The organism is Streptococcus sanguinis (genome assembly GCF_900475275.1).
GTDB lineage: Bacteria > Bacillota > Bacilli > Lactobacillales > Streptococcaceae > Streptococcus > Streptococcus sanguinis_N.
The window spans coordinates 36,336-57,714 of sequence record NZ_LS483364.1; the positions used below are offsets into that span (position 1 = coordinate 36,336).

Annotated in this window: 21 protein-coding genes; 18 read left to right on the top strand and 3 right to left on the bottom strand. The window is 43.2% G+C overall.

The annotated features are described in order from the left end of the window. Positions 1-22: 22 nt before the first annotated feature. From purF to DQM55_RS00285, 7 genes are all read left to right on the top strand, one after another. A complete protein-coding gene (gene purF, locus DQM55_RS00255) occupies positions 23-1,462 on the top strand; it encodes an amidophosphoribosyltransferase (protein ID WP_111675110.1) in 1,440 nt (479 codons plus the stop codon). Between the two features lie 59 nt (positions 1,463-1,521). Next, a complete protein-coding gene (purM, locus tag DQM55_RS00260) occupies positions 1,522-2,544 on the top strand; it encodes a phosphoribosylformylglycinamidine cyclo-ligase (protein WP_048773616.1) in 1,023 nt (340 codons plus the stop codon). Next, positions 2,541-3,092 (top strand): phosphoribosylglycinamide formyltransferase, encoded by a 552-nt coding sequence (purN, locus tag DQM55_RS00265; protein WP_048773618.1) that lies wholly within the window; start codon positions 2,541-2,543, stop codon positions 3,090-3,092. The genes purM and purN overlap by 4 nt, the downstream gene beginning before the upstream one ends. 44 nt (positions 3,093-3,136) lie before the next feature. After that, a complete protein-coding gene (locus tag DQM55_RS00270; RefSeq protein ID WP_048773620.1) occupies positions 3,137-3,601 on the top strand; it encodes a GNAT family N-acetyltransferase in 465 nt (154 codons plus the stop codon). 1 nt (position 3,602) lies between these two features. After that, positions 3,603-5,150 carry a bifunctional phosphoribosylaminoimidazolecarboxamide formyltransferase/IMP cyclohydrolase gene (gene purH / locus DQM55_RS00275; RefSeq protein ID WP_111675111.1) on the top strand — a complete coding sequence of 516 codons (1,548 nt, stop codon included), beginning with the start codon at positions 3,603-3,605 and terminating at the stop codon, positions 5,148-5,150. A gap of 126 nt (positions 5,151-5,276) precedes the next feature. Beyond that, on the top strand, positions 5,277-6,749 hold the full coding sequence (locus DQM55_RS00280; protein WP_048773625.1) for an AAA family ATPase: 1,473 nt from the start codon (positions 5,277-5,279) through the stop codon (positions 6,747-6,749). Between the two features lie 16 nt (positions 6,750-6,765). Beyond that, the gene (locus DQM55_RS00285; RefSeq protein ID WP_048773626.1) at positions 6,766-7,746 is read left to right on the top strand and encodes a DUF4435 domain-containing protein; all 981 of its coding nucleotides are present in this window, start codon (positions 6,766-6,768) and stop codon (positions 7,744-7,746) included. A 197-nt stretch (positions 7,747-7,943) separates the two neighbouring features. Here DQM55_RS00285 and DQM55_RS00290 read toward each other — a convergent pair whose 3' ends face one another. After that, the gene (locus DQM55_RS00290) at positions 7,944-9,899 is read right to left on the bottom strand and encodes a GBS Bsp-like repeat-containing protein (RefSeq protein ID WP_111675112.1); all 1,956 of its coding nucleotides are present in this window, start codon (positions 9,897-9,899) and stop codon (positions 7,944-7,946) included. A 321-nt stretch (positions 9,900-10,220) separates the two neighbouring features. Here DQM55_RS00290 and purD point away from each other — a divergent pair, with 321 nt between their 5' ends. The 8 genes from purD (at position 10,221) to purB (ending at position 17,820) form a co-directional block, all read left to right on the top strand. After that, on the top strand, positions 10,221-11,483 hold the full coding sequence (gene purD / locus DQM55_RS00300; protein ID WP_111675114.1) for a phosphoribosylamine--glycine ligase: 1,263 nt from the start codon (positions 10,221-10,223) through the stop codon (positions 11,481-11,483). 297 nt (positions 11,484-11,780) lie between these two features. Then, positions 11,781-12,269, top strand: coding sequence for a 5-(carboxyamino)imidazole ribonucleotide mutase (gene purE, locus DQM55_RS00305; protein ID WP_111675115.1), 489 nt, complete (start codon positions 11,781-11,783; stop codon positions 12,267-12,269). After that, positions 12,256-13,347 carry a 5-(carboxyamino)imidazole ribonucleotide synthase gene (gene purK / locus DQM55_RS00310; protein ID WP_111675116.1) on the top strand — a complete coding sequence of 364 codons (1,092 nt, stop codon included), beginning with the start codon at positions 12,256-12,258 and terminating at the stop codon, positions 13,345-13,347. Before purE ends, purK begins: the two co-directional genes overlap by 14 nt. Positions 13,348-13,374: 27 nt before the next feature. Then, positions 13,375-14,010, top strand: coding sequence for a YdcF family protein (locus DQM55_RS00315; protein ID WP_101772131.1), 636 nt, complete (start codon positions 13,375-13,377; stop codon positions 14,008-14,010). A gap of 74 nt (positions 14,011-14,084) precedes the next feature. Further along, a complete protein-coding gene (locus DQM55_RS00320; protein WP_002916790.1) occupies positions 14,085-14,252 on the top strand; it encodes a hypothetical protein in 168 nt (55 codons plus the stop codon). Positions 14,253-14,255: 3 nt separating this feature from the next. Next, positions 14,256-14,948, top strand: coding sequence for an aspartate/glutamate racemase family protein (locus tag DQM55_RS00325; protein ID WP_111675117.1), 693 nt, complete (start codon positions 14,256-14,258; stop codon positions 14,946-14,948). Positions 14,949-15,140: 192 nt separating this feature from the next. Beyond that, positions 15,141-16,340, top strand: coding sequence for a hypothetical protein (locus DQM55_RS00330; RefSeq protein ID WP_111675118.1), 1,200 nt, complete (start codon positions 15,141-15,143; stop codon positions 16,338-16,340). Positions 16,341-16,524: 184 nt separating this feature from the next. Continuing rightward, positions 16,525-17,820 (top strand): adenylosuccinate lyase, encoded by a 1,296-nt coding sequence (gene purB, locus DQM55_RS00335; protein ID WP_111675119.1) that lies wholly within the window; start codon positions 16,525-16,527, stop codon positions 17,818-17,820. 45 nt (positions 17,821-17,865) lie between these two features. Here the strand turns inward: purB and DQM55_RS00340 are convergent, their stop codons facing one another. Both DQM55_RS00340 and DQM55_RS00345 read right to left on the bottom strand, forming a co-directional pair. After that, positions 17,866-18,432 carry an NAD(P)H-dependent oxidoreductase gene (locus tag DQM55_RS00340; RefSeq protein WP_111675120.1) on the bottom strand — a complete coding sequence of 189 codons (567 nt, stop codon included), beginning with the start codon at positions 18,430-18,432 and terminating at the stop codon, positions 17,866-17,868. Continuing rightward, positions 18,429-19,025: a TetR/AcrR family transcriptional regulator gene (locus DQM55_RS00345; protein WP_002894377.1), complete on the bottom strand. Its 597-nt coding sequence runs from the start codon at positions 19,023-19,025 to the stop codon at positions 18,429-18,431. The genes DQM55_RS00340 and DQM55_RS00345 overlap by 4 nt, the downstream gene beginning before the upstream one ends. Positions 19,026-19,241: 216 nt before the next feature. Here DQM55_RS00345 and dhaK point away from each other — a divergent pair, with 216 nt between their 5' ends. The 3 genes from dhaK to dhaM are packed head-to-tail and all read left to right on the top strand — an operon-like array spanning position 19,242 to position 21,194. After that, positions 19,242-20,231 carry a dihydroxyacetone kinase subunit DhaK gene (gene dhaK / locus DQM55_RS00350; RefSeq protein WP_111675121.1) on the top strand — a complete coding sequence of 330 codons (990 nt, stop codon included), beginning with the start codon at positions 19,242-19,244 and terminating at the stop codon, positions 20,229-20,231. Positions 20,232-20,241: 10 nt separating this feature from the next. Beyond that, positions 20,242-20,820 carry a dihydroxyacetone kinase subunit DhaL gene (gene dhaL / locus DQM55_RS00355; protein WP_111675122.1) on the top strand — a complete coding sequence of 193 codons (579 nt, stop codon included), beginning with the start codon at positions 20,242-20,244 and terminating at the stop codon, positions 20,818-20,820. After that, positions 20,820-21,194 carry a dihydroxyacetone kinase phosphoryl donor subunit DhaM gene (gene dhaM, locus DQM55_RS00360; RefSeq protein WP_111675123.1) on the top strand — a complete coding sequence of 125 codons (375 nt, stop codon included), beginning with the start codon at positions 20,820-20,822 and terminating at the stop codon, positions 21,192-21,194. The genes dhaL and dhaM overlap by 1 nt, the downstream gene beginning before the upstream one ends. Positions 21,195-21,379 lie beyond the last annotated feature (185 nt).

Sequence of the window (21,379 nt, forward strand, 5' to 3'; positions counted from 1 at the left end):
ACAAAAGAATTTAGGTAAAACAATGACATACGAAGTAAAGTCACTGAATGAAGAGTGCGGTATTTTTGGAATTTGGGGTCATCCACAGGCGGCTCAGGTCACCTATTTCGGACTCCACAGTCTGCAGCACCGCGGTCAGGAAGGAGCTGGTATCCTGTCAAACGACCACGGAAAGCTCAAACGCCACCGCGATTTGGGATTGGTTGCAGAGGTCTTTAAAAACCCAGCAGACTTGGATAATCTGACAGGAGAAGCAGCTATTGGCCATGTCCGCTATGCAACGTCTGGCGGAGCCTCCATCAACAATGTCCAGCCTTTCTTTTTCAGTTTCTATGATATGCAGATGGGCTTGGCGCATAATGGCAATCTTACCAATGCCTATTCACTGAGACGGGAGTTGGAAAAGAAGGGTTCCATCTTTGCCAGCTCGTCTGATACGGAAATTCTCATGCACTTGATTCGCCATAGCGAGCAGGAAAATTTCTTAGACAAGCTCAAGGAATCCTTGAGACGAGTTCAGGGGGGCTTTGCCTATCTCATCATGAGAGAGGACAAGCTCTACGCTGCGCTGGATCCTAATGGCTTTCGTCCTTTGTCCATCGGCCGTATGAAAAATGGGGCCTGGGTCGTTTCCAGTGAAACCTGTGCTTTTGAAGTGGTGGGTGCCGAATGGGTTCGTGACCTTGAGCCAGGGGAAATCGTGATTATCGATGATGAAGGTGTGACCTACGACAGCTATACGACAGATACCCAGCTGGCTATTTGCTCAATGGAATATGTCTATTTTGCTCGGCCGGACAGCGTCATTCACGGGGTCAATGTCCATGCAGCCCGCAAACGAATGGGCCGCAGACTGGCTCAGGAATTCCAACATGAGGCAGATATCGTTGTAGGTGTGCCTAATTCTTCCTTGTCAGCAGCCTCTGGCTTTTCCGAAGAGTCTGGCCTGCCAAATGAAATGGGCCTGATTAAAAATCAATACATCCAACGGACTTTTATCCAGCCAACGCAGGAGTTGCGAGAGCAAGGAGTTCGTATGAAATTATCTGCTGTTTCCAGCATTGTCAAGGGCAAGCGCGTGGTCATGGTGGATGACTCTATTGTACGGGGAACAACCAGCCGACGCATCGTCCAGCTCCTACGAGATGCAGGTGCAGCTGAAGTCCATGTGGCTATCGGCAGTCCAGAACTTAAATATCCATGTTTCTATGGCATTGATATTCAGAATCGACGCGAGCTCATCTCGGCTAATCATACGGTTGATGAGGTCTGTGAGATTATAGGAGCTGACAGCTTGACTTACCTGTCTCTGGAAGGTCTCATTGAATCAGTCGGTATTGAGACGGATGCTCCGAATGGCGGACTCTGTGTGGCTTACTTTGACGGTCAGTACCCAACTCCGCTCTATGATTATGAAGAGCGCTATCTGGAAAGCCTGAAGGAAAAGACGAGTTTTTATTAAAACGAGGTCAGCGGTAGTTGTCGCAATCTTTTTCAAAAATAAGAGTAAGGAAGAAAATTATGACAAATAAAAATGCATACGCTCAATCCGGTGTGGATGTTGAAGCAGGTTATGAAGTTGTTGAGCGAATCAAAAAACATGTAGCACGTACAGAGCGGGCTGGCGTCATGGGGGCGCTGGGTGGCTTTGGCGGCATGTTTGACCTGTCTCAGACTGGGGTCAAGGAGCCAGTGCTGATTTCTGGTACGGATGGGGTCGGAACCAAGCTTATGTTGGCCATTCAGTATGACAAGCACGATACCATTGGGCAGGATTGTGTAGCCATGTGTGTCAACGACATCATTGCTGCAGGAGCTGAGCCCCTTTACTTCCTGGACTATATTGCCACTGGGAAAAATGAACCAGCTAAACTCGAACAAGTTGTTGCTGGTGTAGCTGAAGGCTGCGTTCAGTCTGGGGCTGCCTTGATTGGCGGGGAAACCGCTGAAATGCCTGGCATGTATGGTGAAGATGACTATGACCTAGCTGGTTTTGCGGTCGGAGTTGCTGAAAAGTCAGAGATTATTGACGGCTCTAAAGTCGCAGAGGGCGATGTCCTTCTGGGATTGGCTTCCAGTGGCATTCACTCAAATGGTTACTCTCTCGTTCGTCGTGTTTTTGCGGACTATACTGGTGAGGAAGAACTGCCAGAATTGGAAGGTAAAAAACTCAAGGAAGTGTTGCTTGAGCCGACTCGTATCTATGTCAAGGCTTTGCTGCCGCTGATTAAGGAAAAGCTGGTTCATGGGATTGCCCATATTACTGGTGGCGGTTTTATCGAAAATGTGCCCCGCATGTTTGCCGATGACTTGGCTGCTGAGATTGAAGAAGACAAGATTCCAGTCTTGTCGATTTTTAAGGCCTTAGAAAAATATGGTCACATCAAGCACCAAGAAATGTTTGAAATCTTCAATATGGGGCTAGGGATGATTTTGGCTGTAGCGCCTGAAAATGTGGATCGTGTCAAAGAACTTCTTGCCGAGACTGTTTATGAAGTTGGCCGGATTGTCAAAAAAGAAAATGAAAGTGTCCTTATCAAATGAAAAAAATTGCCGTTTTTGCTTCGGGTAATGGATCAAATTTCCAAGTGATTGCTGAGCAGTTTCCTGTTGAATTTGTCTTTTCAGACCATCGCGATGCCTATGTGCTCGAGCGGGCGGATAAGCTAGGTGTCAAAAGCTATGCCTTTGAGCTTAGAGAGTTTGATAGTAAGGAGGCTTACGAGCAAGCTATTGTAGACCTACTAGAAGCGCACCAGATTGACTTGGTTTGCCTAGCAGGATACATGAAAATTGTTGGGCCGACCTTGCTTGGTGCTTATGAAGGCCGGATTATCAACATTCATCCTGCCTACCTGCCCGAATTTCCAGGGGCTCATGGCATTGAGGATGCTTGGCAGGCTTGTGTCTCTGAGAGCGGTGTGACCATTCATTGGGTGGACTCGGGCGTTGACACAGGCAAGATCATTCAGCAAGTGCGCGTGCCGCGACTAGCTGATGATACGATTGACAGCTTTGAAGAACGCATCCATGCCGCCGAGTATCAGCTCTATCCTCAAGTGCTGGAGAGTTTAGGGGTGTGGAGAAGGTAAGAAGTAAATCAAGTTTTGATTGTGCAATCTTGCTAGGAGGAAAAATGATTGAGCTGAAATTAGTAGATGAGAGCAGTTTTCAGGCAGTGCTGGATTTGAAAATATCTGATGCTGATGAACGAGCACGTTTCGTGGCTCCAAATGTGCGCTCTTTAGCTGACGCATGGCTCTACCGGAAAAATGAAGATGTGTTTCCGATGGCAATTTATTGGGATAAGCAAGTGGTTGGCTTTCTTCTGCTGGAAATAGACAAGGATGAAGCGGAATACTTTATCTGGCGGATAATGATTGGTCAGCAGTACCAAGGAAGAGGTTATGGTCGAAAATCCTTGGAAGTTCTGATCAAAGAGGCTCAGATGGATAGAGCTTGCAGTCATATTATCGCAGATTATGTGGTTGGAAATGAAAAAATGAAGCACCTGCTGACTAGTCTGGGTTTTCAGGAAACAGGATTTATAGAAGAAAATAACGAAGTCGCTATGCGCTTGGATCTAAAGAAAGAGGAATAGAATGACGAAAAAAGCCTTGATCAGTGTCTCAGACAAGACAGGCATTGTAGAATTTGCCCAAGAATTAAAAAAATTAGGCTGGGATATCATCTCAACCGGTGGAACAAAGGTGGCTCTAGACAATGAAGGAGTAGGCACCGTTGCTATTGATGATGTGACTGGTTTTCCAGAGATGATGGATGGCCGTGTCAAGACCCTCCACCCAAACATTCACGGAGGTCTCTTGGCTCGTCGGGATTTAGATAGCCACTTGGAAGCGGCTAAGGACAATCAGATTGAGCTCATTGACCTTGTGGTGGTCAACCTTTATCCTTTTAAAGAAACCATTCTCAAGCCGGGTGTGCAGTATGCGGACGCGGTGGAAAATATTGACATCGGTGGGCCCTCTATGCTTCGCTCTGCGGCTAAAAATCATGCCAGCGTGACGGTTGTTGTAGATCCAGCTGATTATGCTCTTGTTCTGGAAGAGTTGGCAGCAAATGGCCAAACGACCTATGAAACGCGTCAACGTTTGGCAGCCAAGGTTTTCCGTCACACAGCAGCTTATGATGCCTTGATTGCGGACTATTTCACAAATCAGGTGGGCGAAAGCAAGCCTGAAAAGCTGACTTTGACCTATGAACTCAAGCAGCCCATGCGCTACGGTGAAAACCCCCAGCAGGACGCTGATTTTTATCAGACTGCTTTGCCACTGGACTATTCCATTGCTTCGGCCAAGCAGCTGAATGGGAAAGAGTTGTCCTTCAACAACATTCGCGATGCAGATGCGGCTATTCGGATTATTCGAGATTTCAAGGATCGGCCAACTGTTGTGGCACTAAAACACATGAATCCTTGTGGTATCGGTCAGGCGGATGATATTGAGACAGCTTGGGACTATGCTTATGAGTCTGATCCAGTGTCCATCTTTGGTGGGATTGTCGTCCTCAACCGTCAGGTGGATGCTGCGACAGCTGAGAAGATGCACGGTATTTTCCTGGAAATCATCATCGCACCGAGCTACACGGCAGAAGCACTAGCGATTTTGACCAATAAAAAGAAAAATCTGCGGATTTTGGAGTTGGCTTTTGATGCGCAGGCAGCTTCTGGAGTAGAGAAGGAAGTGACAGGTGTTCTGGGTGGTCTCCTCGTGCAAAACCAAGATGTTATCGAGGAAAATCCAGCTGATTGGCAGGTTGTGACCAAGCGCCAGCCGAACGAGCAGGAGCGTATGGCTTTGGAATTTGCTTGGAAGTCCGTCAAATATGTCAAATCTAATGGTATCATCATCACCAATGACCGTCAGGTGCTGGGAGTCGGTCCCGGTCAGACCAACCGTGTGGCTTCTGTCAAGATTGCTATTGAGCAAGCCAAAGATCGCCTTGACGGTGCTGCTCTGGCTTCTGACGCCTTCTTCCCCTTTGCGGACAATATCGAAGAAATTGCGGCGGCTGGTATCAAAGCTATCATCCAGCCGGGTGGTTCTGTCCGTGATGAGGAGTCTATCGAAGCGGCTGACAAGTATGGCTTGACCATGATTTTCACTGGCGTACGGCATTTTAGGCATTGAGAATTCAAAAGTATCAGGAAAAAGTAAAATAATTAAAATTGGGTATAATAATATTTGTAGGAAGCAAGCCGAAAGGCTTGTTTTCTGATATAATTGTAATAAATAAAACTAATAAGGAGGAATTATATGCCTTTAATTGAGAAATTTAAAATTAATAATCTCCATAATTATTATGATGTTGAGTTGAATTTTAAAAATGATAAAACTATTTATATTGGTGAAAATGGTGTTGGTAAGACCACTATTCTTTCGATGCTGTATTATTTGCTTGATCTAAACTATGAAAGATTATCAAAATATATTTTTGAGAGTCTTGAAATTGAATTCGAAGGAAAAAAAAGTGTAAGAATAACTAAAAGTGATATTACACAGATAAATTCAGTAGTCAGAAGTCGTAAGGGACGATATCCGAAATATATAGTTGATGAATTAATCAATAAAATTGAACAAGACGAAAATTTGATGAACGAACTATTGAAATTAGAGACTTCGACTGATTTTTTATTTAATTTCGAAGTACGAAAAATATATGAAAAATATCCATCATTACATAATTATCCTAAACCTCTTATTCAAGAACTCATGGTTGAGGTTTTAGAGAGAATTAATCCTGCAGAGTACATGGAACTAATAGGTTATATAGAGGAATTAAAAAATAAGTATAAAATTTTATACTTCCCAACTTATAGAAGGATTGAGGAAGATCTAGTCAAACTAAAGACAGAGCCTGAAAATGTAGGTCCTGGGGGAAGAGCGTTTAATAGTAAATCCAGTGGTGAATTAATCCATTTCGGTATGGAGGATGTTAAGCAGAGGATAGATGAACTATTAAATAAGATTAGTAAAGAAACTAACGAACGTTATAATAATATGACGAGTGGTTTACTAAATACTTTCTCTAATGGAGAAAATATTAAACTTTCTGGTGAAAATTTTGATCCTGAAGAAGTAAATATTGCTCTTTCTAGATTAGGGGATAAAATAACTAAAGAAACTAAATCTATAATTTTAAGTAAGATAAATAAGGGAGAATTGCACAAAGATAAATATCTTGATTATCTAGTTTCAAGTATTCTTAAAAATTACAAAACTTTGGCGGTCATTGATAGTAGAATTAATGATTTTAATAAAAGAGTAAATAAATATCTGTTTAGGAAAAAATTTTATTATAATCCACAGTCGTTAAGGTTAGATATAAAAAGGACTGATAGCAAAGGGGAAACTATATTTAAGAATGATCAGTATGGGGAAAGAGTTGAAGATATTATTAATTTAAGTAATCTTTCATCGGGAGAAAAACAATTAATTTCTACCTTTTCTAAGATATTTTTAGAAGATGAAAAAGAACTTGTTATTCTGTTTGATGAACCTGAGTTATCTTTATCTGTTCCATGGCAGGAGGAATTTATTTATGATATTTCTCAAGCAAATAAGTGTAGATTTTTATTAACAGTAACTCATTCTCCATTTATATATAGAAATCTCCTAGATTATGCAGAAGAGATTGACGATTGTATTAAAGAAAACTCACAAAATAGTGATAACGAATTTTCATTTTTCTTTTTAAATGATGATAATGATGATGAATTACCTTTTTAAATAAGGGGGGGATAATTTGAAATCAGTAACAATAGAAAACCACCTAGAAAGTTTGACAGAATCCTCAGTTATTTGGGAAAGGTATACGAGAGATGCTAAGATTAATCCCAATAGATATTTTGTATTTTATGAAGGAAAAGATAGGCAGTATTATGATTGTCGAATACGAAATTTTACTAACAATTATAACGCATATGAGGTTGGTGGTAAGAGCAAAGTGTTACAATTAGTTGATAAATTTACTCATGAGGAGGGTTATAAATTAAAGAATAAATTATTTTTTATAGATAAAGACTATGAAAGATACCGGCTAGATTCGGATGTATATATGACTCCAAAATACTCAATTGAAAACTTTTACGTAAGTCATACAGTAATCGAGAGAATACTGAAAACACATTTTGGGATAAATGAAGATGATCCAGAGTTTAGCAAGGTATTAGATTTTTTTAATGAAAGATATAAAGAATTTATTCAACATCTGACGGATATGAATCTATGGGCTATTTGTTGTCAATTAAATGAGGTCAAAATAGACTTTGATTTGTTGGGGTTAAAAAATAATGCAGATAAAATAGTTAAAATCAAGCATGAAAAAAAGATAGAATTATTAGTGGAAGATATAAGTTTTAATTTTTTTGAAAGTATGTATGAGAAAATGCTAAGTGAGAAAATTAAAAAAGGTAGTGAAAAGAATGGCAGAGATTATGTCTCGGAGTTATCTATTTTTAGAGATAGACGAGAACACATACGCTACACTTTCGAAAATGATATAGAGGAATACCGTGTTCACATAGAGGATTATTCTAGAGGTAAACAGTTGTTATGGTTTTTAAAAGAGTTTATATTATCCGTAGAAGGTAAGAGTGGAGGTATTCTGAAAAAACAATTTTTTATTGATGATAGAGCTATAATGACAGTGTTTACTAATTGTGCAGATACGCCTGAGTGCTTGAATGACTACTTGAAAAGAAAATGTTGTCTGACTTTTACCTAGTTTATATTATATGGAGAATATTATAAAAAATAGTTATAATTTTAAGCGACAAATTTTAGACATAAAAAATCCTCGGTTCGTTATGAGCCGAGGATTTTTGAGTAGACTTATACTCAATGAAATTCATGAATAAACTAAGCAGGAGCAGTCTGCTCAAAGCACTGGTTTGAAGTGATTTTGAGGAATGCGAAAGCGACTTATTTAGGGTAGATATAGGTCAGGCGACCCCAGTAGGAAGCAGTTGGGTCAAACCAGCCACGGAAGTTGCTGATGTACTGCTTGCCGAGGTAGTTAGACTCTTGAATCTGGATGCGGGTATTGGATTCGACATGAGTCACAACACCAACGTGGCCGTAGCCACCGTCATCCCAGCAGGCGATGGCACCAACCTCAGGTGTACTGCCGGTACGGAATCCAGCTCTTCTGGCACTAGCTGCCCATTGACCGCCGTTGCCCCAGTAATTTCCAGCCCAAGGAGCTAGAGCTTTGGCTCCCCAAGTACATTGACCGACAGGATAAGTTGTCGCATTAGCAGCGGCATAGTTAGGCTGAATATTAGCTGATTGAACGCTTGATTTCTCAACCTGATAGCTAGTTCCAGTCAGGCCGATTAACTGTCCCGCTTTTCTACGATAGACATGGGTGTTAAATAGACCGCTCCCCTTGTGATTCTGAGTATCTACGGTAAACTTGTATGTTCCATTGCCGACCTTATTAGCGGTATACCATTTGATATCATCTTGCCCATTGACTTCTGACCAAGTCGGCAGAATAATATCGCCATCTCCGTAGGCGTCTGTCACTGTCACCTCATAGCGATTAGCCTCAGTTTTCCTGACTGCAACCTTGGCTTGGATTTGGTCGGTAGACATTGAGACGGCATCTGCTGCGTAGCTACGCTCACTGCCGTCCTTATAGGTGACATACACATGGTTGTTATAGGTTCCAGACAAAGCCTGGTGATTACGGATATCAAAGGTTGCGCTGAAGGAGCCATCTCCGTTAGGAGTGGCTGCATACCATTTAAGATTGCTCTGATTGCTAGTGCTCCAAATGGGAACTTGGACAGACTTTATGGGCTTAGATAAAGCTGTTTCAGTGATTTTTACAGTATAGGTTCCTTGTTTGGGGTTGATATTTTCTATAGTAAAAAGTGGCTTTTGCTCCTCTTCAGAAGGCAATTTTCCACTATCAATTTGTGCAGTAGCCCCTGAGAGACCTGTTAAGTCAGGCTTAACATAACTTTCACCGTAAAGGTGGATATTGTAAATCCCTGTGTCGTAGTTATGCTTTCTGAGTTCCACCCGAGCGCTGTAGCTACCATCTGGATTTTTGCTTGCTTCATACCATTGTAGATCATCTTGCCCTTTCTTATCAGACCAAGTAGGAAGAACTACTTTATACATAGTGGCTGGCACATTTTTGACAGTAATTTCCATGATACCAGTTTGAGGGAAGCTGGTTTCAACAGTAGGATTAGGTTTTTCTAAATTGAAAGTGGTCCCGTTTAAGCCAATCATCTTACCATCTTTATTTTCATAAGTATGAATGTGATAAGTTCCATAGCCTTTGTGATTTGAAAGTTCAAATTCAGTAATATCTTGTCCTGCATTGTACCATTTGATATCATCTTGTCCATTTTCATCAGACCAAACAGCATGTAAAATATTGGAATTTAGTTGGTCTTTGTTGCGATTAAAGTGGATTTGAGCAGTTTTCCCTAGGATATTAGTAGTGACATTAATGGCTGGTTTATCGAGAGTAAAGGTTGTTCCATTCAGCCCAATTAATTTTCCATAGAGGTCAATATAGGTATGAACATGAAAGGTTCCGTAACCTGGATGGTTACTCAGGTCAATGTCAGTGTTAGTGGTAGTTGTTGACGGTGCTTCATACCATTTGATATCATCCTGTCCGTTCTCGTCAGACCAAACAGCATGGAGAATACGATGAGGTTCTTGAGCTTGGGAACGGGTATAACTAATAGAGGCTGTACGATCGTTCAGAGTAACATCGACATTGCTGGCACGATCAGTGGGGCCTAGAATTTTGACTTCAGATTCAGGCGTTTCGGTCGCATGAGCTGTAGAGTGACTTGCAAAGAGACCTAGGACAGCTCCGGATAATAAAAACAGTTTTTGATATTTCTTCATAAAACTCCTTTGTGAGAATGGTTTTGGATGGGCCCACCTGTATTATTCGGAAAACTTATTTGAAAATGATAGTAAATTTGACAAGCCCTGAATATTTTCTGTCTAAAATGGGTACAATCCACTCAAGAAGGAGAAGGCTGAAGCCAACAATAATTACGGCAATCATTATAGAAGAGATATTCTTTTTCCCATTAGAATGGAATAAAACGAACGATTGTGATATAATTTAGATAAATAATTCGTAAAAATGCGGTGATTTTTACGTGATGTGTTAGCTCGGTGCGTAAGCACCTATGATATGAACATAGAGGTATCTCAGCTATGAAGCTTTTGGTTGTTGGTTCAGGCGGTCGTGAGCACGCGATTGCTAAGAAGTTATTGGAGTCTCAGGGTGTGGAGCAGGTGTTTGTCGCACCTGGAAATGACGGGATGACCTTGGATGGGTTGGATTTAGTAAACATTGGAATTTCCGAACATTCCAGACTAATCGAATTTGCCAAGGAGAATGATATTGCTTGGTCCTTTATCGGTCCGGATGATGCTCTGGCAGCTGGAATTGTAGATGATTTTAACCAAGCTGGGCTCAAGGCTTTCGGCCCATCTCGTTTAGCAGCGGAGCTGGAGTGGTCCAAGGATTTTGCCAAGGAGATCATGGTTAAATACGGAGTTCCGACAGCAGCCTATGGCACATTTTCCGACTTTGAGAAAGCCAAAGCCTACATCGAAAAGCAGGGAGCGCCTATCGTGGTCAAGGCGGACGGACTAGCTCTGGGCAAGGGTGTGGTCGTCGCAGAGACCGTGGAGCAGGCAGTCGAAGCAGCTCACGATATGCTCTTGGACAATAAGTTCGGCGACAGTGGTGCGCGTGTGGTTATCGAAGAGTTCTTGGACGGCGAGGAGTTCTCCCTCTTTGCCTTTGTCAATGGCGACAAGTTTTACATCCTGCCGACGGCTCAGGATCACAAGAGGGCCTACGATGGGGATAAGGGGCCCAATACAGGCGGTATGGGAGCCTATGCGCCAGTGCCTCACTTGCCACAAAGCGTGGTGGATCAGTCAGTTGAGACGATTATCAAGCCGGTTCTCAAAGGCATGATAGCTGAGGGCCGACCTTATCTTGGCGTGCTCTACGCTGGGCTGATTTTGACAGCCGATGGTCCCAAGGTTATCGAGTTCAACTCGCGTTTTGGCGACCCAGAGACCCAGATTATCCTGCCGCGCCTTACGTCTGATTTTGCGCAGAACATCACGGACATTTTGGACAAGAAAGAGCCTGCTATCACTTGGCTGGATGAGGGGGTGACACTTGGCGTGGTTGTCGCATCAAATGGCTACCCGCTGGACTATGAGAAAGGCTTGCCTCTGCCGGACAAGACAGACGGCGACATCATCACCTACTATGCTGGGGCTAAGTTTGCGGAAAATAGCAGAGCACTGCTGTCAAATGGCGGCCGAGTGTACATGCTGGTTACCACAGCAGATACCGTCTCAGCTGCGCAGAAAAAAATCTACGACCAACTAAAAAAACAAGACACAACAGGCCTCTTTTACCGAACAGACATAGGAAGCAAGGCGGTTAAATAAAAATCTTCTAAAATCTACGATTGACTGTGTTAAAGCCCCTTGAAGAACTTCAGCTCGAACTTTATCGCTTTTCCTTGTCATTCTGAGAATTTTTTCGAGCATTTTCATACTAGCGCTAGCTTAGGCGACGCAGTCGCTAAATACGATAAAGGTCGCCGTGGTGAAAAGACCAGAACAGTGTATGTTCTGGTCTAGGGAAAATTTGAGACTTCGGGCTCAAATTTTAGGAATGAACCCGAAGGTTTGCTTCTGACCCACTACTTAAAACCATTATCAAAAAGAAAAAGGATATTAACAATGAAACCAATTATTTCCATCATCATGGGCTCCAAATCCGACTGGGCAACCATGCAAAAAACCGCTGAAGTCTTAGACCGCTTCGGCGTAGCCTACGAAAAGAAAGTCGTTTCTGCCCACCGTACACCCGACCTCATGTTTCAGCATGCCGAAGAAGCTCGCAGTCGCGGCATTAAGGTCATCATCGCAGGTGCAGGCGGTGCCGCCCATTTGCCAGGTATGGTAGCGGCTAAAACCACTCTGCCTGTCATCGGTGTACCAGTCAAATCACGCGCGCTCAGCGGTCTGGACTCTCTTTATTCGATTGTGCAGATGCCAGGTGGTGTGCCTGTGGCAACTATGGCTATTGGGGAAGCGGGAGCGACAAACGCTGCCCTGACTGCCCTTCGGATCTTGGCCATTGAAGACCAAGACCTAGCAGCAGCGCTAGCAGATTTTGCTGAAGAACAAGGAAAAATCGCTGAGGAGTCTACGAATGAGCTCATCTAAAACAATCGGAATCATCGGTGGCGGTCAGCTGGGTCAGATGATGGCCATTTCTGCTATCTACATGGGGCACAAGGTTATCACGCTGGATCCTGCGGCGGATTGCCCGGCCTCTCGCGTGGCAGAGATTATCGTGGCGCCTTATAATGACGTGGACGCCCTTCGTCAGCTGGCTGAACGTTGCGACGTCCTGACCTATGAGTTTGAGAATGTCGATGCAGACGGTTTGGATGCTGTCATCAAGGAGGGACAACTCCCTCAAGGGACAGACCTGCTCCGCATTTCTCAAAATCGGATTTCTGAGAAGGACTTTCTCGCAAACAAGGCCCAAGTCACCGTGGCACCCTACAAAGTCGTGACTTCTAGCCAAGACTTGGCAAATATTGACCTGTCCAAAAACTATGTTCTCAAGACTGCGACAGGTGGCTATGACGGACATGGACAAAAGGTTATTCGCTCGGTAGAAGACTTGGAAGAAGCCTACGTTTTAGCGAATTCAGCAGCCTGCGTTTTGGAAGAATTTGTCAATTTTGATCTTGAAATTTCTGTCATTGTATCCGGAAATGGCAAGGATGTGACAGTTTTCCCAGTTCAGGAAAACATCCACCGCAACAATATCCTGTCTAAGACCATTGTGCCAGCTCGCATTTCAGCAAATCTGGCTGACAAGGCCAAAGCTATGGCGGTGCGAATCGCAGAACAGCTCAACCTGTCTGGAACGCTTTGCGTGGAAATGTTTGCGACTGCTGATGACATCATTGTCAATGAGATTGCTCCACGACCGCACAACTCTGGGCACTACTCTATCGAAGCCTGCGACTTCTCGCAGTTTGACACCCATATTCTCGGTGTTCTCGGAGCACCATTGCCAGCTATCCACCTGCATGCGCCAGCCGTCATGCTCAACGTGCTCGGCCAGCATGTTGAGGCCGCTGAAAAATATGTCACAGAAAATCCAAGCGCCCACCTCCACCTGTATGGTAAAATAGAAGCGAAACACAACCGCAAAATGGGACATGTGACTTTGTTTAGTAGTGAACCAGACGAGGTTGAAGAGTTTGGGAAAGGGATTGATTTTTAAGAAAATTCTGCGGAGAAAATGTTATAGATGAAACCAATTATCCCGAAAAGTCCAGAAGTTCCGAAAGAGTTCTCTGATAAAGAAATTTCCTTTTTGACTAAGAGTGTTTTTGGGGAAATAATCGAACCTCAGCCGTGTGACGTTTTATTTGTTTTCAGTGGGACTCACCCAGGCCACTGGGAAAAAGCTATTGAGGCTTATCAAAAAGGCTATGTAAGACGAATCATTGTGACTGGCGGCCGAAGTTTGACGGGAACGCCTCATCCGGATTGGAATGGATATACAGAGGCAGAGGTTATTATTCAGCATCTGCTGGCTGCGGGCATTCCTGAAGAAGCGATTAAATCTGAAAACTCATCTAGCAATACTTTAGAAAACGTACTGTTTGCCAAAGAAATTTTTGATTTTAACACTGTTGAGACCGTTATGTTCATTTGCAAAAGCCACGCGACTGGTAGGCAATGGCGGACTTTGGCTCAGCACTTACCGAAGCATCTTCGCTATATCCCTTATACCTTCAATGCCTTTTACAAGGATGTTGAGATTGGTCGGGATAGCTGGATGAATACAGAAATTGGCAAGTCCAGAGTTTGGGGAGAATATCTGCGGCTTCTTCATTATGGAGAAAAGGGAGATATTTTAAAGTTAGATGTTGAATTGTGATATAGGAGGTTTCTATGATTCAAATCATCGTTAATGCTTTTTTGGAAGAAGGCAAATAAACTGCCGTTGTAGAAGTGCTTTTTGCCAGCGCTGACCATGAAAAAGTAAAAGCCAAATATCAGGAATTAAAGATTCAATATCCAGACAATTATCTGGCTATCTATGATTTGCCATTGGATACAGATCTGAGTAGCTTGCCGCACTATCCGTCGGTGGCGATAAGCAAGGAGGAGTTTGATTAGCCTATGAAAACTATCGGTCTGATTGGTGGCATGAGTTGGGAAAGCACCACATCTTACTACCAAATTATTAATGAAACCATCAAAAAAGAGCTGGGTGGCCTGCATTCTGCTAAGATTCTACTTTATAGTGTTGATTTTGCAGAGATTGAGCATTATCAGGCAGTCGGAGACTGGGAGAAAAGCGGTCAACTTTTGGCAGATGTTGCTAAGCGCTTGGAGCAAGCAGGTGCAGATTTCATTGTTATTTGCACCAACACCATGCACAAGGTTGCTCCGCAGATACAAGAAAAGATTACGATTCCAATCTTGCATATTGCACAGGCAACTGCGCAGGCCTTGTTGGCTGACGGTATTCAAAAAGTCGGTCTTCTCGGGACTAAGTACACCATGACCCAAGATTTTTACAAGGAGAAATTAATAGAGTCTGGGTTAGAAGTGCTGATTCCAGACCAAGCTGGTATTACAGAGGTCAATCGGATCATTTATGACGAACTCTGTCTAGGGGATATCAAAGAAAGCTCAAAGCAGACTTATCTTACCATTATAGATGATTTGAAAAAAGCTGGCGCAGAAGCTGTTATCTTGGGTTGTACCGAGATTGGTCTCCTCGTCAAGCAATCCGACACTGACTTGCCTCTCTACGACACAACGATGATTCATGCAGAGAAAGCAGCTGGGTGGGCGGTAAATAAGTGATTATAGAAGACAAGTGCAATCGTAAGGTAGGTCATGTGACAGTGTTTAGTGATGCGCCGGATGAGGTTGAGGAGTTTGGGAAAGGGATTGATTGGTAAATGAAGAGAGTATCCAGATATCTAATTATTTCTCAAGAAAACAAATTAAAGAAGAATTTAGACTTTAATATAAAACAATTCTAGGGAGGAGTTTATGCAGAATAACAACCCTAAAATACAATTTACGCCAAAACAATGGGTAAGTTTTGGTTTGTTTTTTTTGATAATGTTACTGAATTACTATTATCCAAATCAACAATTATTAATTTTTTTATTCTCTATATATTATTTCTCCATGTTAGCACTTTGGCGGAAGGAAATTATAAAGAAGTGGACAGATACAAGAAAAAGTAGAGAAAAGGTCCGAGAGCGTGTCTATTTTTATGTAACAGACTTAGGTCATGAAACCGACATTGTCAAAAGACGAAAAATTGACGAAGTGTCTCTGATAACAGCGTATGGAATATTTTTTGCAGTAGTTCTAAGTTTTTATTTATTTAATCAAGTTGGAATAGATTTACGTAAAATAAAAATTTTCGGTAGTGATTTGAATGTAGCTCATGTAGCCATTTTATTAGTACTTATAGCTATTATATTAAAATTGAGATATCACTGGACTCCCATATATTATTTTATAATTCCTATTACTTCTTTAAGTCTATTATCGGTTAAAATTGAAGATGTGGGTACTACTGAGTCAATTGTTAAGTATTTTTGCTTTGTGATAATAATGTATCTGATTTTCACTTTGTTGCTGCCGGTTCCTTATCTTCGAAAAGTGACTAATTCAACATTAATTTTTGGAGCATTATTTTCTATCATAGTTCCCACCTTAATGGAACATATATTATCAAACTATGTTATAGGTCAGTTTGCACAATCCACCATGACGGTGCAAAACTTATCAAATGTTTTACCTAGGGATTTTTATGATTCATTATACAAAAGTGGATTTATTAAAGAGATTAATGAAACTATTGAATTATTATTTTTAGTAATAATAAAAAGTAAGCTGAAAATATTTTCAACTATTAATTTTTTATGGTTATCTGGCTATGTACTTGGTAGTTTTATTATTAATATTAAATTGAAACTAGGAGAATTGAGAGCCTCTAACATATATGATAGTATATTATACAGTGAAAACGCTACATATGAAGATTTGAGAGATGCAATTTATTTTGGTGGTGAAACTTATAAAAATCGTATTATTGATAATGCTACCTATAGAAAAATTATATATAATGAGGAGTCAAAAAGAGAGTTCTTAAAAATTGAACATTTTTGTGTTATAAATTTATTCATAAATTTTTGGAGAAGTTGTGTAAATAAGTTGCAACAGTGTATTAAATAAGAGATGAAATCAATCTTGCGACCGTAGGTCGCCCACTAGATACTTCCCTGCAACCAAACTATCAGTTTGGTTGCAGGGAAGTTGTGAGCCTTTAAAGGCTCACAACTTGGAAATGGAACTCTGTAAGAGGTCACTTCTGTTCCCACTACTTAAGGCAAGTATAAAAGGAAAGGAAAAATTAATTATGATCAACCGTTACTCTCGTCCCGAAATGGCGAATATTTGGACTGAGGAAAATAAGTACAAGGCTTGGCTGGAGGTTGAGGTTCTGGCTGATGAGGCCTGGGCTGAGCTGGGTGAGATTCCCAAGGAAGATGTGGCCTTGATTCGTGAGAAGGCTGGGTTTGACATCGACCGCATCTTGGAGATTGAGCAGGAGACGCGCCACGATGTGGTGGCCTTTACGCGGGCGGTTTCTGAGACGCTGGGCGAGGAGCGCAAGTGGGTGCACTATGGCCTGACCTCGACCGACGTGGTGGATACAGCCTACGGTTACCTCTACAAGCAGGCCAATGACATCATTCGTGAGGATCTGCGTCGCTTCACCGACATCATTGCGGAGCGGGCACGGGAGCACAAGTTCACCATCATGATGGGACGGACCCACGGGGTACATGCGGAGCCGACGACTTTCGGTCTTAAGCTCGCGACCTGGTACAGCGAAATGAAGCGTAATATCGAGCGTTTCGAGATTGCGGCTGCGGGTGTGGAAGCTGGGAAAATCTCTGGTGCGGTTGGGAACTTTGCTAACATTCCGCCATTTGTGGAAAGTTATGTCTGTGAGAAATTAGGCATCCGTCCGCAGGAGATTTCGACTCAAGTTCTGCCACGTGATCTCCATGCTGAATACTTCTCAGCTCTAGCCTTGATTGCAACCTCTATCGAGCGTATGGCAACTGAGATTCGCGGTCTGCAAAAGTCTGAGCAGCGCGAAGTCGAAGAGTTCTTTGCCAAGGGACAAAAAGGTTCTTCAGCAATGCCTCACAAACGCAATCCTATCGGCTCTGAAAATATGACTGGTCTGGCGCGTGTCATTCGAGGCCACATGGTGACGGCCTTTGAGAATGTCTCTCTCTGGCATGAGCGCGACATTTCCCACTCATCAGCTGAGCGGATTATCGCACCGGACACGACCATTCTCATCGACTATATGCTCAACCGCTTTGGTAATATCGTCAAGAACTTGACCGTCTTTCCAGAAAACATGAAGCGCAACATGAACTCAACTTTTGGTCTTATCTTTAGCCAGCGGGCTATGTTGACCTTGATTGAGAAAGGCATGACTCGGGAGCAGGCTTATGATCTGGTGCAGCCAAAGACTGCTCAGTCTTGGGACAATCAAGTAGACTTCAAGCCTCTGCTCGAAGCGGACCCAGAAGTGACTTCCCGTCTGACTCAAGAAGAAATTGATGAAATCTTCAATCCTATTTACTACACCAAGCGCGTAGATGAAATCTTCAAGCGCGTGGGGCTGGATTAAACAAAAAAATAGGCGCTTCTTAGGGAAGTGCCTATTTGCTTTATCTTAAATTTGACTGGCCAGTTGTCCGATTTTCTTGAGCATTTCTTGACGTTGTTGGTCTGTTTTGCGTTCTACTCCGTTGAGCTCGGTCAGTTTGACTGGAGAAATTCCACAAAGTTTCAGGATTTGATTTTTAAGCACCTTACCGTAGTCTTGAACGAAAGGCAGGGCAAAACCTGGAGTATTATGGCTGGTGATAATCCAGCCGGATTTCCCTTGCAGGTGGCCTTGGAGTCCGACTTTCTTATAAGAGTAGGCAAAGTCAGCCGCAAAGACGCGGTCGATAAAGCCTTTGAGAATGGCCGGCATACCGCTCCACCAGATAGGGAAAATGAAAATCAGATGGTCTGCCCAAGTGATTAAATCTCGGTATTTGGCCATTTCAGGGTCTTTATGCAGATCACGGCGTCTGTGTTCTTGGTCAAAGCGTAAGATAGGGTCAAAATTTTCAGCATACAAGTCCAAGGTTTTTACCTCATGCTTCTTAGAAAGGTTGCTTTGAACCTCTTTGAGAATAGCAGTATTGAAGCCAGTTGGGCTGGGGTGGGTGTAAATAATCAAGGTTTTCATGATCGTTCTCCTTTGATATAAATGTCAAGCATGTGCTCGATCGTGCTTTGGATGGCTTGAGGATCAAGGTCTTGTCCGATAGGACTGTTGGTCAGAACGGCTAGGCCTGTGATAAAGCTCCAAAAGTGAAAAAGGCTTTCTGCTTCGCTATTGCTAAAATTTTCCTCCTCGCGAAGCTTTAAAACAAGCTCCTTAAATTTATCAAATCCAGGCAGGTCAGACTCCAAGAGAATGGTGTCCTGAGTCACCTTCATATATTTAAAAGGAAATTTGATAAAGAGAGCTTCGAAAAAATGAGGGTAGGTCTTGGCAAAAATAATGAAATTAAGTCCAAGCCGGGTCAGCTGATCACGCGCAGAACCTGTCGCATCAATATTTTCATTGATTTCCTGATTGAGAAACAGCGAAAGCTGGGTCAAAACTACCTTAAGGTAGCCTTCCTTGCTCTCAAAATGGCGGTAGGGGCTGCCGTGAGTTACACCGCAGGCCTTGGCAACAGTCCTGAGCGAAAGCTGTTCAATTCCGTGTTTTCCGATTTCGTCAATCCCTGTTTGGATGAGTTGTTCTTTCAGCTGGGCAGTATTGCGTTTCATTCATTTTCTCCTAAAGTATACACTGTCTACTTATCTATCTTTAGTATACACTGTCTACTTTTTCTTGTCAACTAATTTGATGCTTTCTTCTAGTCTAGGATGTGACAGAATTTGCTTTCAGTAAGATAAAATGTTAAAATAATATCAAAATGATAGCGCTTTCTTTTTAGGGCGAATTGCTCGTTGTAAAGAAACGCTGAGAAACGGAGGACACCTATGAAGAAAATTATCAATAATCCAACAGCGGTTGTGGACGAGATGCTGGACGGCTTGGCCTATATTCACAGCGATTTGGTTTATCGGGTGGAGGGCTTCGATATCATTGCCCGTAAGAGCGAGAAGACAGGCAAGGTTGGCTTGATTTCTGGCGGTGGCAGTGGTCATGAGCCTTCCCACGCGGGTTTTGTCGGTGAGGGCATGCTGTCAGCCGCTATTTGCGGAGCAGTCTTTACTTCGCCAACACCTGACCAAGTCTTGCAGGCTATCAAGGAAGCAGATGAGGGAGCTGGGGTCTTCATGGTGATCAAGAATTACTCCGGTGACATCATGAACTTTGAAATGGCTCAGGAAATGGCTGAGATGGAAGGGATTGAGGTGGCTAGTGTCGTCGTAGATGATGATATCGCAGTGGAAGACAGCCTCTATACCCAAGGTCGCCGCGGAGTGGCTGGCACCATTCTTGTCCATAAGATTCTAGGGAATGCGGCGCGTGCAGGCAAATCTCTGACTGAAATCAAGGCTCTGGCTGATGAGCTGGTCAAACATATTCACACGGTTGGCTTGGCTCTGAGCGGGGCAACCGTACCGGAAGTCGGCAAGCCTGGTTTTGTTTTGGCTGATGATGAGATAGAGTTCGGTATTGGCATCCATGGTGAGCCAGGCTATCGCAAGGAAAAGATGCAGCCGTCTAAGGACTTAGCTAAAGAATTGGTCGAAAAACTCAGTCAGTCCTTTGAGCTCAAATCTGGCAAAAAAATTGGTATCCTCATCAATGGTATGGGGGCAACACCGCTCATGGAGCAGTATGTCTTTGCGGCAGATGTAGCAAATCTCCTGGCAGATGCTGGAGTCGAAGTTGTTTACAAAAAGCTGGGTAATTACATGACCTCCATTGATATGGCGGGGATTTCTCTGACCTTTATCCAGCTGGACCAGCCAGACTGGCTGAAAGCTCTCAACAGTCCTGTCACAACAGCCGCTTGGTAAGGAGGTGCTTATGGACGCAGCAAGAGCAAAAAAATGGATGCAGTTGTTCAACGAGAAGATCCAGGACCAGAAAGTCTATCTGTCTGATCTCGACACTCCCATCGGCGACGGTGATCATGGCGCCAATATGGCCAGGGGAATGGCGGCAGCAGTAGAGAGTCTAGCTGCTAAGGACTTTGCCAGTGCGGCTGAGGTTTTTCAGGCTGTTTCTATGCAGCTGATTAGCAAGGTCGGCGGTGCTTCCGGACCTCTCTATGGCTCAGCTTTCATGGGTATGGCCAAAGCTGAAAAAGACGGCAAAGACTTGTCAGAAGTCATCCAAGCTGGGCTGGACATGATTCAGAAGCGGGGCAAGGCTGTGCCGGGTGAGAAGACCATGGTGGATGTCTGGTCGGGGCTTCCCATTTCTCTGCAGTCCGGAGACTTGACGCGTGAAATGATTGGTTCCCTAGTGGAAGCGACTAAGGATTTGAAGGCGACCAAGGGGCGGGCTTCCTATGTCGGTGAGCGCTCTATCGGTCATATCGATCCCGGTTCGGCTTCATCTGGTCTCCTCTTTGAGGCTCTTCTAGAAACGGAGGCAGGCTGATGGCAGATACTGGCATTCTTATCATTTCCCATTCCAAAAACCTGGCCCAAGGCTTGTTTGACCTCATTTCGCAGGTGGCGGCAGATGTGGCCATCAGCTATGTGGGCGGGTTGGACGACGGTAGCATTGGGACCAGCTTTGAAGGGATTCAGGCAGCTTTAGATGCCAATGACAAGGACACTATTTTGGCCTTTTTCGATCTGGGTTCGGCTCGGATGAATCTGGAAATGGTCGCGGACTTTTCTGATAAGGAAATCATTATCAATAATGTTCCCTTGGTAGAAGGATCCTATACGGCTGCTGCTCTTCTACAAGCCGGGGCAGATTTGCCTAATGTTTTGCTTCAGGTCCGTGAATTAGAAATAAAAAAATAGCCGTTTTTCTAAAGACTTGATAAACGACTTCATTTGCAAAATAAGGAACATTTTATATCAAAAAGCTGGGATTGAATCCAGCTTTTTTGCTTTATCATTGTACTAATTTTCAGGGGAACAGCCAGTGTTTCTTATTTTTTCTTCTTTAAATTGATTAAAAATAGGACGAAATCATAAGTTTCGTT